We start from the raw sequence: 15,402 nt of genomic DNA on the forward strand, positions 1-15,402 counted from the left end.
CCGTCGGACGGCGCGATGGTGGCCGACGCGCCGGGCGCCGACGACGCCGCCCTCGCGCCCGAGCCCGTCGCCGCCACGCTGCCGGGCCTCGTGCCGGGTCCCGGGCCGGACGGGCGCCCGCGCCCCGACGCCCCGCTCGTCGCCGTCACCGGCGTGACCGGCTACGTGGGCGGACGCCTCGTCCCCGAGCTGCTGTCGGCCGGCTATCGGGTGCGCGCGCTCGCGCGGTCACCGCAGCGGCTGCGCGGGCGCCCGTGGGTCGGCGAGGTCGAGGCCGTCGAGGCGGACGCGTCGGACCTCGAGCAGACCCGTGCGGCGCTCGAGGGCGTCGAGGTCGCGTACTACCTCATCCACTCGCTCGGGTCGGGCCGGACGTTCGAGTCGCGCGACCGGACGACCGCGCTCACGTTCGCGCGTGCGGCGCGTGAGGCCGGCGTGCGCCGGATCGTCTACCTCGGCGGCCTCTACCCCGAGGGCGAGGACCTGTCGCCGCACCTCGCGTCGCGCACCGAGGTCGGCGAGATCCTGCTCGCGTCGGGCGTCCCGACGACCGTGCTGCGGGCCGCCGTCATCCTCGGGTCCGGCTCGGCGTCGTTCGAGATGATGCGCTACCTCACCGAGCGCCTGCCCGCGATGACGGTGCCGCGCTGGGTCGAGAACCGCATCCAGCCCATCGCGATCCGCGACGTGCTGCGCTACCTCGTCGGTGCCGCGGCGATGCCGCCCGAGGTGAGCCGCGGGTTCGACATCGGCGGTCCCGACGTCCTCACGTACCGCGACATGATGCAGCGCTACGCCGCCGCCGCCGGGCTGCCGCGACGGGTGATCGTGGGCGTCGGCGTCCTCACGCCGCGGCTGTCGAGCCTCTGGGTCTCGCTCGTCACGCCCGTGCCGGGCGGGCTCGCGCGTCCGCTCGTCGAGTCGCTCGTGCACGAGGTCGTGTGCGACGAGCACGACATCGCCCGCTGGGTGCCCGACCCGCCCGACGGGCTCGTCGGCTTCGACCGCGCGGTGCGGCTCGCGCTGCGGCGCGTGCACGACGCGGCCGTCTCGACCCGGTGGTCGTCGGCGTCGGCGCCGGGGACTCCGAGCGACCCGCTGCCGTCGGACCCGGGCTGGGCGGGCGGCTCGCTCTACGTCGACGAACGGCGTGTGACCGTCGACGCATCGCCGGCCGCGCTGTGGCGCGTCCTGGAGTCCGTCGGCGGCGAGAACGGGTGGTACTCGTGGCCGCTCGCGTGGCGCGTCCGCGGGCTCGGCGACCGGCTGGTCGGCGGCCCGGGCCTGCGACGCGGACGGAGGGACCCGTGGCGGCTGCTCGTCGACGACGCCGTGGACTTCTGGCGCGTCGAGGAGGTCGAGCCCGGGCGGCTCCTGCGCCTGCGCGCCGAGATGCGCGTCCCCGGGCTCGCGTGGCTCGAGCTCCGGGTGGAGACGGACGACGACGCCGTCGGGAGCGGCAGGGCGGAGCCGGACCCGGACGCCGACGCGAAGCCCGGCGCGAACGGCGACGTCACCGACGACCTCCGCGGTGGTGGCGCACCGGCCGGCGACGACCCGGGCAGCGTCGTGCGACCCGGCGACGACGCGCGGTGGCTGCGCCCGCCCGCCGTCTTCGCGCAGCGTGCGCTGTTCCACCCGCGCGGGCTGCTGGGGCAGCTCTACTGGTGGTCCGTCGCGCCGTTCCACGGCGTCGTGTTCGGCGGCATGCAGCGCAACATGGCCCGTGCGGCCGAGCGCGCCGAGCAGGCGCGGACGGACCGGTCGCGGGTCCGTCGTGACCGAGACCGGACCGGCGCCGGCTCGCCCGGTGCGGGCACCACCCGCTCGGACGCGGCGGCGGGCGCATGACCCTGCCGACCGTCTCCGTGGTCGTCCCCTCGCGCGACGACGCGACGCTGCTCGACCGGTGCCTCACGGCGCTGGCCGCGCAGACCGTCGCCCCCGTCCAGGTCGTCGTCGTGGACAACGCCTCGCGCGACGACACCGCGGACGTCGCGCGGCGGTACGGCGCGACGTGCCTGCACGAGGCCACGACGGGCATCTGGGCCGCGGCCGCGACCGGCTACGACGCGGCCGTCGGTGACGTCATCGCCCGCTGCGACGCCGACAGCGTGCCGCCGCCCGACTGGGTCGAGCACCTGGCCGCGGCGTTCGACGCCGACCCGGAGCTCGCGGCGGTCACAGGGCCCGGGCGGTTCGTCGGGCCGTCGCGGCTGCTGCGGGTCCTCGGCGACGTGCTCTACATGCGCGCGTACCGCGTCCTCATGGGCGGCGCGCTCGCGCACCCGCCGCTCTTCGGCTCGAACTTCGCGATGCGCCGGACGGTGTGGGAGCACGTCGCGCACGACGTCCACCGGACGCGCCAGGACCTGCACGACGACGTCGACCTCAGCTACCACGTGGGCGACGTCGGGACGATCCGGCACGACCCCACGCTCGTGGTGGGCATCTCGGCACGCCCGCTGCGCGACTGGCGCGGGCTGTGGGGGCGCGTCCGGCGCGGGCTGCGCACGATCGACCTGCACCGCCCCGACGACGCCCCGTCGCGCCGTCACCTGCGGCGCTGGCGGGCGGCTCGCCCGGGACGCGCGGCGCTCTGAGCCGGGTGTGCGAGCCGCCGCGCGCCTCGACGGTGTGGGACCCGGACCGGGCGTGACCGGGCTCGCGCGTGCGGACGCGTCGACCTCGTGGCCCGGTCAGGCCTCCGGACGGCGCCGGTGCCGCACGGGCGCCTCGACGTACTTCTGCCACGCCGCGCGCTCGACGTCGCCGAGCCGTCGCGGGCGCCCGGTCGCGGAGTCGACGAGCACGAGCGTCGTCGTCGCACGCGCGTACACGGTGCTCGTCGGGTCGGCGGCCGGGCGGTCGCGCACCTCGTAGCAGACGTCGAGGCTCGCACCGCCGAGGTGACCGAGCCACATCTCGACGACCACGGGCGAGCGCCGGTACCCGAGCGGGACGAGGTACTCGATCTCCTGCCGCGCGACGAGCGTCGACGTCTGCGCGCCGGGGCCCGCGTCGAGCACCGCCGTCGGCCACGTCGCGTCCGGTCGTGTGCCGTCCTGCGCCTCGGGGTGGCGCCAGAACGCCTCGATCCGCGCCTCCTCGAGCAGGCGCAGCATCTCCACGTTGTTGACGTGCGCGTACGCGTCCATGTCGGACCAGCGCAGCTGCACGGGGACCTCGAGCCGAGCCACACGACCTCCTTCGCCGACCAGCGATCCTACGAGCCCGCCGAGCGGGCGTGCGTCACGCCGCGGCCCGCTCGGCGGCGGCGGCGCACGCGGCCCACGCGCCCAGCTCGTCGGTCACCGGGCGCACGACCAGGTCCCGCGCGACGTCCTCGACGCCCGACCGCAGCCGTCGCCGGACCCGCGCGGCACGTCGCCGCGCCCCCACGCCCGCGAGGACGCGCGACACGAGCGCGAGGAGCACGCCGAGCAGCAGACCCCCGACGGTGAGCACGGTCGGCCACGGGATCTCGCCCCACGTCGGAGTGGGAGGCTCGGGCAGCCGCAGGTAGGCCAGCCCGGCGAGCGCCGCGAGCCATGCCGCGCCCGCGATCGCGACCGCGAGCAGCACCCACTGGACGACCCCGACGGCGCGCCACCAGCGTGGGTCGCGCGCACCCGCGGGCGCCGACGCGACGACGGCGCGGTCCAGCGCGTCGGGGATCGCGTCGCGCGCGACGGCCGCGCGGGCGGCGAGCGTCCACGCGTCCGGGGCGCCGGTCGTCGCCGCGTCCAGGAAGTCGCGGACGGCGATCGAGACCTGCGCGCCGGCGGTGGTGGCGGGGCGCGGCATCGACGAGCGGCGCGACGCCGCCTCCTCCTCGTGCATGGCAGGGCTCGTCGCGGGCGTGGCGCGGCCGGTGAGCGCGTCGAGCGCCGGCGGGCGCCCCAGCCCCAGCCGCCGCAGGGGGTCGGCACGCAGCCGACCGACCCACCGCGTGACCGGCCAGCCGGTCACCGCGCGCGCCTGCCGGACCGTGGACCGCCGGGTCGCGTCGACGACGAGCGGGACGCCCGCGGCGACCTCGAGCGCGCCGACCAGGCGGGGCGCGGCCCGGTCCCCCGCCGACGAGGCGTCCCGTGCGCTGCCGCAGGCCTCGCGCAGCGCGGCGCCCGCGGCCCGGACGTCCGCGACGACGCGCTGGGTGGCGGCCCGACGGCGGCGTGCGGCGTCGGCGAGATGGTCGCGCAGCGCGTCGACGCCCTCGCCCGTCACCGCGCTCACGGGCAGCACCGTGACGTCCCGCAGCCCGTCCTGCGCGGCGATCCGCCGGACGTCCGCCACGACCTCGGTGACCTCGCGCGGCGTCAGCCGGTCGACCTGGTTGAGCGCGAGCAGCAGGACCGGGGAATGCCCCGCCATCGGGCGCAGGTAGCGCACGTGCAGCGCGGCGTCGGCGTACTTCTGCGGGTCGACGACCCAGACGAGCAGGTCGGCGCGCGCGTAGAGACGCTCGGCGACCTCCCGGTGCTCATCGACGACCGAGTCGTGGTCGGGCAGGTCGAGCAGCACGGCGCCCGTCGGCAGGTCGGGCGGTCCGTCGACCGCGCGCGGACGCCGCCGGACGAGCGTCCCGAGGGTGCCGAGCCCGCCTGCCCTCCCCCGCGCCTTCACGACGGCGGCGCCGGCCGCGTCCGGGCTCTCGCCCCCGACGACGACGCGGTCGTGCACCTCGAGCCAGTCGAGCAGGTCGTCGGGTCCGGACGCGGTCGTCCTCGCCGGTCCGGACCCGGCTGTCGCGGCCGGCCCGGGCGGCGGCAGCACCACGGCCAAGGGGCGGCCCGTCGTCGGACGCGTCACGCCCGGGCGGGCGATCTCGGCACCGACGAGCGCGTTGAACAGCGACGACTTCCCCGAGCCGGTCGCGCCTGCGAGCGCCACGACCGTGTACTCGCCCGAGAGCGCGAGCCGCTCGCGCGCCCGGCCGAGGACCTCGGCCGCCGACGACTCGACCTGCGGGTCCACGCGCCCCGCCGCGAGCGCCACCGCCTGCTCGAGCGCGAGGAGCCGCGACGCGGGGTCGACGTCCGCGGGGCTCACGCGCGACCTCCCCCGCGCACGCGCGCCCACCATCCGCGCAGACCGCCCGCTTCCGGTCGGCCCGGCGCCCCGTCGTCCGCGGTCGTGGCGCCCACGTCCGCGTGGGAGCCGACAGGCGGTCGGCCCACCACCCCGGACCCGCGCAGGCGTCCGCCACCGCGCCCGGACGTCGACGCCTTGGTGTCCGCCGCTCCGCCCCGTGCGTGCTTCTCGCTGCCGGACGTCGTGCGCGCGCCGAGCCCGTCGCCGGACGTCGTGCGCGCCGCGACCTCGACGAGCGACGCGCGGGCGCGCAGCGCCCCGCCGTCGACGACGCCCGCCGCGAGCGTCTCGAGCGCCGACGTGAACCGCGACGCCTCGGCGTCGAGCAGCCGCGCGACGCGCGCGTCGAGCCGCTCGTGCGCGGTGCGCGTGAGCCGCCGCACGGCCTCGTCGCCGAAGACGGCCTCGAGGAGCCGCTGCGCGAGCAGCGCCGTACCGCCGACGATGCCGACCTCCGCACCCGTGAGCCCGCCGGTCGACGCGAACACCGCGACCATGAGGGCCGCACCGAGCCCGTTGACGCCGAAGGAGACCGCGCGCGCGGTCGCCCGCTTCTCGGCGCCCTCGCCGCGCACGAGGTCGAGCACGTCGTCCTGCCAGGCGCGCACCTGCTCCTCGGCCCGCACGCGCAGGTCGGCCGACGCGCGCGACAGCGCGAGCCCGTGCAGCAGCGGCTGGCCCGCGGGGTCGTGGTGCCAGTCGGCGTGGGCGCGCGCGGCCGCGTCCTCCGCGGCGTCGACGACCAGCGCCGTCACGCCGTGCCCGACAGCCTGCGCGAGCCCCGGGTCGGCCGCCCGGCGCCCGGTCATCGCGCCGACGACGCGGTCGCGGACCCGTGACACGCCCGCCTCGAGACGTCGGAACCACTCACCGGTCCCGACGACGTCCTGCCACCGCGCGAGCACCTCGCCGCGCAGCATCGTGCCGTCGGACGTCTGCTCGGCGACCCGGACGCGCGCGGCGTCGTAGGCGGCGGCGACGGCGTCGCGCAGCCGGTCGGCCGCGACGCGCTGGTCGTCGGCCGCGTCCGCGACCACCCGGGCGCGCACGGCCACGTCGAGCACGGCGCCGTCGCGCGTCGCGGCGACCGCCCGCGCCCGCACGTCGGGGTCGAGCGCGAGCGCCATGAGCCAGTCCGCGACACCGGCGATCTCCGCCTCGGGCAGCAGCCCGTCCGCCAGCGTGCTCTCCCGGACCACGAGCACCTCGGCACCGCCCAGCCCGCGCTCCGCGAGCATGCGACGCAGGTCGGCGGTCACGGCGTCCTCCGTGCCCGCGTCGACCCGGTCGAGCACGATCGCCAGGTGCGTGCGGCGGCGCTGCGCCTCGGTGAGCAGCTCCCACGGGACCGCGTCGGCGTAACGTGCGGCGGTCGTGACGAACAGCCAGGCGTCGGCGGCGCGCAGCAGCTGACCGGCGAGGTCACGGTTCGCCTCCTCGACCGAGTCGACGTCGGGCGCGTCCACGAGCGCGAGCCCGCGCGGGAGCGTCGCCGAGGCGACGGTGCGCAGCGCGCGACCGTCCGTGCCCGGGTCGCCGCGACGCCGCTCGCGGGTCGCCTCGGTGCCGCCGGTGTGCTCGCGCAGCCGGGCGAGGCCCGGCAGCACGCGTGCCGCGTCGACGTCGGGCGCGTCGTCGGGGTGGTGCACGAGCACGGGGCTGCGCGTCGTCGGCCGCAGCACGCCCGCCGTGCTCACGTGCTCGCCGAGCAGCGAGTTGAGCAGCGTGGACTTGCCCGCGCCCGTCGAGCCGCCGACGACGACGAGCGTCGCGGCCTCGGGGTCACGCACGCGCGGCAGCAGGTGGTCGTCGAGCTGGTCCAGCAGCCGCCGCCGCTCCGCCGCGGCGGGGGCTGCGACGGGCGTCGCGAACGGCAGCGACACCACGTCGAGCGCGTCGCGCAGGCCCACGAGCGCGTCGACGAGGCCCGGGGTCTCGCTCGTCGTCACGCGCCGTCCTTCCGTCGTCCGTCCGGTCGGCCGCTCCGCACCCGCAGGTCGGCCGTGCCGCCCCAGCCTGCCTCGTCGCGTCGCGCACCGCGCGCCGACGGCGCCGGCCGCACGAGCGGGGCACGTGCGGTGCCGGCCGAGCCGGTGACGGCGCTCGGGGCCACGAACGACGACGGGCCGCGCGGATCGCTCCGCACGGCCCGTCGTCGCAGGCAGGTCAGTCGCGCCGCAGCTTGCGGTACGTCACCCGGTGCGGGCGCGCCGCGTCGGCGCCCAGGCGGGCGACCTTGTTCTCCTCGTAGGACGCGAAGTTCCCCTCGAACCAGTACCAGTTCGTCGGGTCCTCCTCGGTGCCCTCGTAGGCGAGGATGTGCGTCGCGACGCGGTCGAGGAACCACCGGTCGTGCGACACGACGACCGCGCAGCCGGGGAACTCGAGCAGCGCGTTCTCGAGCGAGCCGAGCGTCTCGACGTCGAGGTCGTTGGTCGGCTCGTCGAGCAGCAGCAGGTTGCCGCCCTGCTTGAGCGTGAGCGCGAGGTTGAGGCGGTTGCGCTCACCACCCGACAGGACGCCCGCGGGCTTCTGCTGGTCCGGGCCCTTGAACCCGAACGCCGCGACGTACGCGCGCGAGGGCATCTCGACGTTGCCGACCTTGAGGAAGTCGAGGCCGTCGGAGACGACCTCCCACAGCGTCTTCTTCGGGTCGATGCCGCCGCGCGACTGGTCGACGTAGGAGATCGACACGGTCTCGCCGATCTTCAGGTCGCCGCCGTCGAGCGGCTCGAGCCCGACGATCGTCTTGAACAGGGTCGTCTTGCCGACGCCGTTCGGGCCGATGACGCCGACGATGCCGTTGCGCGGCAGCGTGAACGACAGCCCGTCGATGAGGGTGCGACCGTCGAAGCCCTTCTCCAGGTCCTTCGCCTCGAGGACGATCGAGCCCAGGCGCGGGCCCGGCGGGATCTGGATCTCCTCGAAGTCGAGCTTCCGGGTGCGGTCCGCCTCGGCGGCCATCTCCTCGTAGCGCGCCAGACGCGACTTCGACTTGGTCTGGCGACCCTTCGCGTTGGACCGGACCCACTCGAGCTCGTCCTTGAGGCGCTTGGCGAGCTTGGCGTCCTTCTTGCCCTGGATCGCGAGACGCTCCTGCTTCTTCTCCAGGTAGGTGGAGTAGTTGCCCTCGTACGGGTAGAGGCGCCCGCGGTCGACCTCGCAGATCCACTCCGCGACGTGGTCGAGGAAGTACCGGTCGTGCGTGACCGCGAGGATCGCGCCCGGGTAGTCCTTGAGGTGCTGCTCGAGCCAGAGCACGCTCTCGGCGTCGAGGTGGTTGGTGGGCTCGTCGAGGAGCAGCAGGTCGGGCTTCTCGAGGAGGAGCTTGCAGAGCGCGACGCGGCGGCGCTCACCACCGGAGAGCACCTTGACGTCGGCGTCCGGCGGCGGGCAGCGCAGCGCGTCCATGGCCTGCTCGAGCTGCGCGTCGAGGTCCCACGCGTCGGCGGCGTCGATGGCCTCCTGCAGCTGGCCCATCTCGGCGAGGAGCGCGTCGAAGTCCGCGTCGGGGTCGGCCATGAGGGCCGAGATCTCGTTGTAGCGGTCGAGCTTGCCCTTGATCTCGCCGACGCCCTCCTCGACGTTGCCGAGGACGGTCTTGTCCTCGTTGAGGGGCGGCTCCTGCTGGAGGATCCCGACCGTGTAGCCCGGGCTCAGGCGCGCCTCGCCGTTCGACGGCTGGTCGAGCCCGGCCATGATCTTGAGGATCGTCGACTTGCCGGCGCCGTTGGGGCCGACGACGCCGATCTTCGCGCCGGGCAGGAAGTTCAGGGAGACGTCGTCGAGGATGACCTTGTCGCCGTGCGCCTTGCGCGCCTTGTACATGGAGTAGATGAACTCAGCCACTGGCCTGTCGTCCGCCTCGGTGTCGTGGATGGTGGACGACGTCGGCGGGCCGCTCGGGGTGTCGGGCACCCGGCGGCCCGGCCGCGTCGTCGTTGCGGTCCCCCAGCCTAGGCGATCAGGCCACGACGACCGGAGCGAGCGGCCCGTCGACGCGCCCGGACACCACGCCGGGGCCCTCGTCGTCGACGTGCTCGCCGGGGACGAGGTCGTCGCCGGCCTCCACGAACCCCGTGACGTCGACAGGCGCGCGGGTCGCGTCGTCCGCGTCCGTGCCCACCTCGCCGTCGGCCGCGTCGGCGCCCGTGCTCACGGTCCGCGCGAACCGCGACGTGCCGAACGTGAGGTCGTGACCGACCGCGCTCGCCTCGACGACGAGCGACGTGCGCGGGCCGTCGTCGGCCTGCCACTCCTCGGTCGACAGGCGCCCGTGCACGACGACCGGGTCGCCCTTGCGGAGCGACTCGGCGACGTTCAGCGCGCCGGACCGCCAGATCTTCACGGTGAACCACTCGGTCCGGCCGTCGCGCCAGGCGCCCTCGCGCCGGTCGAACCACCGTCGCGTGCTGGCCATGCGGAACGACGTGAACGGCACCGTGCCGGGGCCGTTGAAGTGCCGGACGTCGCTGCCGACCCACCCGACGAGCGTCAGGTCGAGGGAGTGCGTGCTCATGCTGGTCTCCTGTGCCGCGGCCCCGCCGGTGCGGGGCGTGTGCGGTCAGCGTCTGTCGCGCGCAGGCCGTGCCGACCGGGCGCGGCTCGAACCGGTGGGACGACGCCGTCCTGGGCGGGCTGTGGACGGCTCATGGGGAGCATCGACACGCGCGGAACGGGCTGCGCACCGCACCACGGGTCGACCGCCGGGCGTGCGTCAGGGGCAGGCCCGAGGGCGTGTCAGGAGCGCGCCGCGTCCACGAGCTCGCGCACCGACCGGTGCTCGTCGAGCACGGCCCGCGTCGGGTCGGCCAGCCGCCCGCGCGCCACCCGCTCGAGCGCCGCACGCCCGTCCTTCAGGACGCGCGACGCACGTCGCCGCGCGGCGGCCCGGCGCGTCGAGAACGACGCGACCACCGCGAGCACCGCCGCCGCGAGGAGCACGAGCGCCACGACGGGCGCCCACGGGTTGGCGCGCACGCTCGCGAACCCGGACCCGAGGGCCACCGACCCGACCGTCACCGCGGCCGCGGCGAGCACGACGCCCAGCCCGAGCAGCCACGCGGCGGCGACCGAGCGTCGCGCGACCACGGTGACCTGCGCGAGCGCGTCGGTCACCGCGAGCCGCAGCTCGGCGGTCGTCGCGACCCGGGTGGCGACGTCCTGCTTCCACGACCGCGGCAGCCCCGCGGTCGACGCCGCGAGCCAGTCGGACCGGGCGAGCGCGACCGAGTCCTCCTGGACCGGCCCGAACGACGGCGACGCCGACGCCCCGCCGCGCACGACCGCGGCCACCGCACCGGCCACCGCGGGCAGACCGGCCGCGTCGGCGAGCGTGTCGACGATCCCTCCGAGCGCGAGCGACGCCGGTGCGGGCTCCCGGTCGGCGACCTGGCTCCCGAGGGCCGTCGCGGCGTCGTTGACCTCCGCACCCGCACGTCGTGCGGCCGCCGAGCGGCCCTCGACGGTGGTCGCGAGCCGGGCGCGCAGGGCGGGCACGCCCTCGTGCGTCCGCGCCGACGCGGCCAGCACCGGGACGCCGGTGAGCCCGTCCTCCTCGAGCAGCCGCGCGACGTCCGCGACGAGCTCGGGGCGGACCTCGGGCGGCACGGTGTCGACCTGGTTGAGGACGACGAGCATCGACGCCTCGTGCCCGACGAGCCGGCGCAGGTAGCCGGAGTGCAGCGCGTCGTCCGCGTACTTCTGCGGGTCGACGACCCAGACGAGCAGGTCGGCCTGCGGCAGCAGCCGGTCGACGACCTCGCGGTGCTCGGGCGCGATCGAGTCGTGGTCGGGCAGGTCGAGCAGCACGAGCCCGCGCAGCGCGGCCTCGCTCTCGCCGTCGAGCAGGCTCTCGCGCACCGTGCGGCGGTCGGGCCGGACGCCGAGCCAGTCGAGCAGCGCGCCGCCGTCCGTCGCCCAGACGCACGCGGTCACGTCGGACGTCGTCGGGCGCTTGACGCCCACGTCGGCGAGCGGCAGCCCGCACACCGCGTTGAACATGCTCGACTTCCCGGACCCGGTGCCCCCGACGAGCGCGACGACGGCGTGGTCGACGCCGAGCTCGAGCCGCTCGCGCACACGGTCGATGGTCTGCCCGACGCGCGCCACGACGGGCGGCTCGAGCCGCGCCCCGCCGACGACGAGCGCCTGGTCGAGCGCACCGACGCGCTCCTCCAGCCGGACGGTCTCGTCGCCGTGCAGCGCCGCGTCCAGCACGTGCCGGTGCACGGCGTGGCTCCGGGTCCCCTCGGTCGTCACGTCAGTCCCTTCAGCACGGCCAGCCGCAGGCGCAGCAGCGAGGCCGCGTCCTCGGCGAGGTCGGGGTCGGCGAGCACCTTGCCGACCGATGCGCGCTCGAGCGCGACCTGCGCCTCGACACGCGACTCCACGTCGTCGCGCAGGTCGGCGACGACCTTGTGCCCCGCGGCACCGAGGAGGTCGACGAGCAGCTCGGTCGCCTCGTCGACGCCGGCAGCGCCCGCGAGCGCGAGCGCGGCGAGCCCCTCGGTGCCGAGCGCCTTCTCGGCCTTCTGCCGACGGCGCCCCTCGGCCGCGACGTCCCGCGGCCTGCGCGGGCGCCCGTCCGCGTCGCTGGTCGGCGGAGGGACCGCGAGCGCGGCGCGCAGCGCACGGGGGCCCTGCGCGGTCCACGCGCGAGCGGTGAGCTCGGCGCTGCGCAGCCGCACGGGCCGGTCGGCCTGCACGTCCCACGCGGCGTCGACCGACGGCCCGCCCGCAGGGGCGTCCGGGCCGGTCAGCGTCTCGTGCAGCACCTCCTGCGCGTGCGCGCCCGCCGCGCCCAGCACGGCGGCGGCGGACCGCATGAGGTCCTCGACGAGCGGCCCGACGGCGGCCGCGCGTGCGCGGCCCTCGCGCGACGACCCGGAGACGCGGCCCGACGCGCGCAGCACGGACGCGAGCGGCGCCCCGTCCGCGGTCAGCTCGGCCCAGCGGGCGCGCACCGCACCGTCCGCGACGGCACCCTGCCGCAGCGACGCGACCGCCTGGCGGGTCGGCGCGTCGAGCGCGTCGTCGAGCGTGCGGGCGATCCGCGCGGCGGCGTCGGACTGCGCCTGGACGGCCTCGGCGAGCTCGTCGACCCAGGGCCGCAGCGCGGAGAGCGACCCGCGCAGCGTGCGCCCGACGACGGTCCGCGCCCGGTCGGGCCCCGCGAGCATCATGAGCCAGCGCTGCACGGGCGCGACGACGCCGGGCGACAGCAGCCCCTCGTGCGGCCCGAGGTCCGGGACGACGAACAGCGGCGACCCCTCGAGCCCGTGCGTGCGCAGCCGGTCGAGCAGGTCGCCGCGCACGGTCGGCAGCGACGCGGGCGGGACGCGGTTGAGCACCATCGCGATCGACGTGCCGCGCTCGACGGCCGCCTCCAGGACCCGCCACGGCAGCGCGTCGCCGTACCGGGCGGCGGTCGTGACGAAGAGCCACAGGTCAGCGGCCTCGAGCAGCCGGTGCGCCTGCTCGCGGTTCGAGTCGAGCACCGAGTCCAGGTCGGGCGCGTCGAGCAGGGCGATGCCGCGCGGCACTGCCTCGTCGGCGACGACCTCGACGAGTTCGAGCACGGGGTGGTGCGACAGCAGCTCGTGGTCGAGCGGGTGGTGCACGAGGACCGGCCGACGCGTCGTGGGGCGCAGCACGCCGGCCTCGCTGACCTCGCGCCCGACGAGCGAGTTCACGAGCGTCGACTTGCCGGCACCGGTCGAGCCGGACACGACGACGACCGCGGGCGCGGACAGCTCCGTCAGGCGCGGCACCAGGTGCTCGGCCAGCTGGTCGACCAGCCGGGCGCGCGACGCCCGCGCCGACGCGGTGCCGTCGAGGTCCAGCGGGAAGCCGGTGCGCTCGACGTCGCGGCGCAGGTCCTTGACGGCGTCGAGCAGCGAGGTCGCCGCGAGGGGACGCGCGAGGACCTCGCGCGGGTCGCTCGCCGCGTGCCGCGCACGGCTGGGCGGCGCCGCGTGCGACCCCTGCGCCGGCGGCGCGGGGACGGTGCCGGGCTGCGCGCTCACGCGCTCATTGTCGTGGCGCGATCTGACCTGGACAAACGCGCCACGCTGTGAGGCGTGCCCCGATCCTGACCGGATGCGGGTTGTGCAGCCCTCGTGCGGCGCCCTCCGGGAGTCGGCCGGGACGCTCGTGGGGCGGCGTGAACACTAGGCTGAGACCCCGCTGGCCCCCGTAGCTCAACGGATAGAGCAACGGCCTTCTAATCCGTCGGTTGCAGGTTCGAGTCCTGCCGGGGGCGCCACAGGGTCGCGACGTCCGCCGTCCCGCGTCCACGCTCAGCGCAGGGGGGACCGCGTCCCGAGGGTCACGCCGCCCCGCTCGATGCACGTCAGCTCGACGAGCATGCGCGTGAGCGCGCGGACGACCACCGTCGAGGTCCTGCGAGCGCGTCGGAGCGCTCCGCACGGCCCGTCAGGACGGGCGCGGACCCCGCGAGAAAACCGTGTGACATGCGTATCTGGGCCGTGGTTCGGTGTCCTTGATCCACCGACGACCGGGCCATCAGGGCCCGGCTTCGTCATGCCCACGTGACCCACACCCACCCACCGGCGACGGTCCCGTCGTCGCGCCCGAGGAGCCCACCGTGCACCCCACCATGACCCACGAGCTCGCCCGCCAGGAGAACGCCCGCCGCCTCGAGGAGGCGACGATCGCCCGAGCGCGTGCCCGCGTCACCGCCGAGAGACACGCGTCCGACGCCACGAGGCGTCCGCCGCATACCGAGCGCGTCGCGCTTCCCCTGCTCCTCGCCGGCCTGTTCGCCGGCAGCTACTCCGGCGCCGTCGCCCGCTGACGCCGCCGCACCGAGGCCGGTGCCCCACCCGGGGTGCCGGCCTCGGTCATGTCCCGGACCCTGCGGCCCTCACGCCGGTGCGGAGGCGGAGGGATCCTCTCCAGCGGACGTCGTCGGCCGGCTTCCGCCCCTGCGCCGGCGACCGCGGGGGACCCCTCACCCTGGCGGAGGACGGTGGCCTCCCGCACCGGTCGGTCGTGCCACCATGTGCGCCATGCCGCCCGCCGCCGCCCGCCACCGCACCTGCGAGGCGCGCTGATGGGGCGGCACACGACGGGCGACGGACCCGCCCGGCCGACGCGCGGCGCGCGCGTGCGGGCGTTCCTGGTCCGGTGGCTCGAACGGCTCCTCATCGCCGCCGGCGCGGGTGCCGCGACGCTCGCGGTGCTCCGCTGGACGGGAGTCGGCTGGACGACGACGTGGTGGTGCGTCGGCGGCGTCGCCGTGCTCGTGCTCGTCGCCGGGGCGCTCGCCTCGACCGTCCCGCCGCCGCACCCGGGCGACGCCACCCGCCGCTGACGCGGGCGCCCGCGTCGCGCGGGTTCGCCGGTCGGCGGCCCTCCCCCCGTAGGCTGGCCGGGTGACCAGCACGCCGACCCCCGCGACGTCCCCCGCCACGACCTCCAACGGGCACGAGAGCGCCGAGCGCATCGTCTGGATCGACTGCGAGATGACGGGGCTCGACCTCGGCGCCGACGCGCTCGTCGAGGTCGCCGCCGTCGTGACGGACTCCGAGCTGCGGGTCCTCGGTGGTGGCGTGGACGTCGTCGTCCGGCCGCCCGACGCGGCGCTCGCGCAGATGAACGACTTCGTGCGCGCGATGCACACGACGTCCGGCCTGCTCGACGAGCTCGCGGCGGGCACGACGCTCGAGGACGCGCAGGCGCAGGTGCTCGACTACGTGCGCACGTGGGTGCCCGAGCCGTCGAAGGCGCCCCTCGCGGGCAACTCGGTCGGCACCGACAAGACGTTCCTCGACCGCGACATGCCCGAGCTGGTCGCGCACCTGCACTACCGCGTCATCGACGTGTCGTCGATCAAGGAGCTCGCACGCCGCTGGTACCCGCGCGTGTACTTCGCGTCGCCGCGCAAGAACGGCGGGCACCGGGCGCTCGCCGACATCCTCGAGTCGATCGACGAGCTCCGCTACTACCGCGCGGCCCTCCTCCCGGCGCAGCCGGGACCCGACTCCGCGACGGCCCGGCAGATCGCCGCGCAGGTCGTCGCCACGTCGGTCAAGGGCGCGACCACCGACGGCTGACGGGGGCACCCGCGCGCCCGACGGGTGTGCGGGTGGGCTGCCGCCGGGAACGACGAAGGACGCCGACGGGAACCGTCGACGCCCTTCGTGCTTGGGGTGGCTAACGGGACTTGAACCCGCGACCCCCTGGACCACAACCAGGTGCTCTACCACCTGAGCTATAGCCACCACGATCCGCCCGCAGGTGGTGGTACCCACGGACCGGTCCCGACGCGAACGTCAGGGC

Annotated in this window: 12 protein-coding genes and 2 tRNA genes; 6 read left to right on the top strand and 8 right to left on the bottom strand. The window is 76.4% G+C overall.

Annotated elements, in window-relative coordinates; all coding sequences use genetic code 11:
* The first annotated feature begins 15 nt into the window (after nucleotides 1-15).
* Nucleotides 16-1,851: an SDR family oxidoreductase gene (locus tag KOV94_RS09795; RefSeq protein WP_225916440.1), complete on the top strand. Its 1,836-nt coding sequence runs from the start codon at nucleotides 16-18 to the stop codon at nucleotides 1,849-1,851.
* The gene (locus tag KOV94_RS09800; protein ID WP_200829725.1) at nucleotides 1,848-2,603 is read left to right on the top strand and encodes a glycosyltransferase family 2 protein; all 756 of its coding nucleotides are present in this window, start codon (nucleotides 1,848-1,850) and stop codon (nucleotides 2,601-2,603) included. Before KOV94_RS09795 ends, KOV94_RS09800 begins: the two co-directional genes overlap by 4 nt.
* Nucleotides 2,604-2,699: 96 nt before the next feature.
* Here KOV94_RS09800 and KOV94_RS09805 read toward each other — a convergent pair whose 3' ends face one another.
* The 7 genes from KOV94_RS09805 to KOV94_RS09835 form a co-directional block, all read right to left on the bottom strand.
* Nucleotides 2,700-3,200 (bottom strand): acyl-CoA thioesterase, encoded by a 501-nt coding sequence (locus tag KOV94_RS09805; RefSeq protein WP_124343162.1) that lies wholly within the window; start codon nucleotides 3,198-3,200, stop codon nucleotides 2,700-2,702.
* 52 nt (nucleotides 3,201-3,252) lie between these two features.
* A complete protein-coding gene (locus KOV94_RS09810; RefSeq protein WP_308160470.1) occupies nucleotides 3,253-5,055 on the bottom strand; it encodes a GTPase family protein in 1,803 nt (600 codons plus the stop codon).
* Nucleotides 5,052-7,046 carry a dynamin family protein gene (locus KOV94_RS09815; protein ID WP_218051927.1) on the bottom strand — a complete coding sequence of 665 codons (1,995 nt, stop codon included), beginning with the start codon at nucleotides 7,044-7,046 and terminating at the stop codon, nucleotides 5,052-5,054. Before KOV94_RS09815 ends, KOV94_RS09810 begins: the two co-directional genes overlap by 4 nt.
* A 217-nt stretch (nucleotides 7,047-7,263) precedes the next feature.
* Nucleotides 7,264-8,946: an energy-dependent translational throttle protein EttA gene (gene ettA, locus KOV94_RS09820; RefSeq protein WP_218051928.1), complete on the bottom strand. Its 1,683-nt coding sequence runs from the start codon at nucleotides 8,944-8,946 to the stop codon at nucleotides 7,264-7,266.
* Between the two features lie 115 nt (nucleotides 8,947-9,061).
* Entirely contained in the window at nucleotides 9,062-9,616 is a 555-nt protein-coding gene (locus tag KOV94_RS09825) for a single-stranded DNA-binding protein (RefSeq protein WP_218051929.1), read from the bottom strand.
* 221 nt (nucleotides 9,617-9,837) lie between these two features.
* Complete coding sequence (locus tag KOV94_RS09830; RefSeq protein WP_218051930.1) at nucleotides 9,838-11,358, bottom strand: GTPase; 1,521 nt, start codon at nucleotides 11,356-11,358, stop codon at nucleotides 9,838-9,840.
* Nucleotides 11,355-13,124, bottom strand: a complete 1,770-nt coding sequence (locus tag KOV94_RS09835) for a dynamin family protein (RefSeq protein WP_218051931.1) — start codon at nucleotides 13,122-13,124, stop codon at nucleotides 11,355-11,357. The genes KOV94_RS09830 and KOV94_RS09835 overlap by 4 nt, the downstream gene beginning before the upstream one ends.
* 163 nt (nucleotides 13,125-13,287) lie before the next feature.
* Here KOV94_RS09835 and KOV94_RS09840 point away from each other — a divergent pair.
* From KOV94_RS09840 to orn, 4 genes are all read left to right on the top strand, one after another.
* Nucleotides 13,288-13,363: transfer RNA gene (locus KOV94_RS09840), tRNA-Arg, on the top strand.
* A gap of 342 nt (nucleotides 13,364-13,705) precedes the next feature.
* Nucleotides 13,706-13,915, top strand: a complete 210-nt coding sequence (locus KOV94_RS09845; protein ID WP_124343863.1) for a hypothetical protein — start codon at nucleotides 13,706-13,708, stop codon at nucleotides 13,913-13,915.
* 258 nt (nucleotides 13,916-14,173) lie between these two features.
* A complete protein-coding gene (locus KOV94_RS09850; RefSeq protein ID WP_218051932.1) occupies nucleotides 14,174-14,434 on the top strand; it encodes a hypothetical protein in 261 nt (86 codons plus the stop codon).
* A 61-nt stretch (nucleotides 14,435-14,495) separates the two neighbouring features.
* Nucleotides 14,496-15,176: an oligoribonuclease gene (orn, locus tag KOV94_RS09855; RefSeq protein ID WP_124343861.1), complete on the top strand. Its 681-nt coding sequence runs from the start codon at nucleotides 14,496-14,498 to the stop codon at nucleotides 15,174-15,176.
* A 92-nt stretch (nucleotides 15,177-15,268) separates the two neighbouring features.
* Here the strand turns inward: orn and KOV94_RS09860 are convergent.
* Nucleotides 15,269-15,344: transfer RNA gene (locus KOV94_RS09860), tRNA-His, on the bottom strand.
* Nucleotides 15,345-15,402: the final 58 nt, after the last annotated feature.

This window comes from Cellulomonas algicola, assembly GCF_019024305.1.
Classification (GTDB): Bacteria; Actinomycetota; Actinomycetes; order Actinomycetales; family Cellulomonadaceae; genus Cellulomonas; species Cellulomonas algicola.

What these genes read in the sequence shown, in the direction of transcription:
- KOV94_RS09850 (WP_218051932.1), top strand. Translation starts at nt 14,174, where the DNA reads ATGGGGCGGCACACGACGGGCGACGGACCCGCCCGGCCGACGCGCGGC.
- KOV94_RS09800 (WP_200829725.1), top strand. Translation starts at nt 1,848, where the DNA reads ATGACCCTGCCGACCGTCTCCGTGGTCGTCCCCTCGCGCGACGACGCG.
- KOV94_RS09825 (WP_218051929.1), bottom strand. Translation starts at nt 9,616, where the DNA reads ATGAGCACGCACTCCCTCGACCTGACGCTCGTCGGGTGGGTCGGCAGC.
- KOV94_RS09795 (WP_225916440.1), top strand. Translation starts at nt 16, where the DNA reads ATGGTGGCCGACGCGCCGGGCGCCGACGACGCCGCCCTCGCGCCCGAG.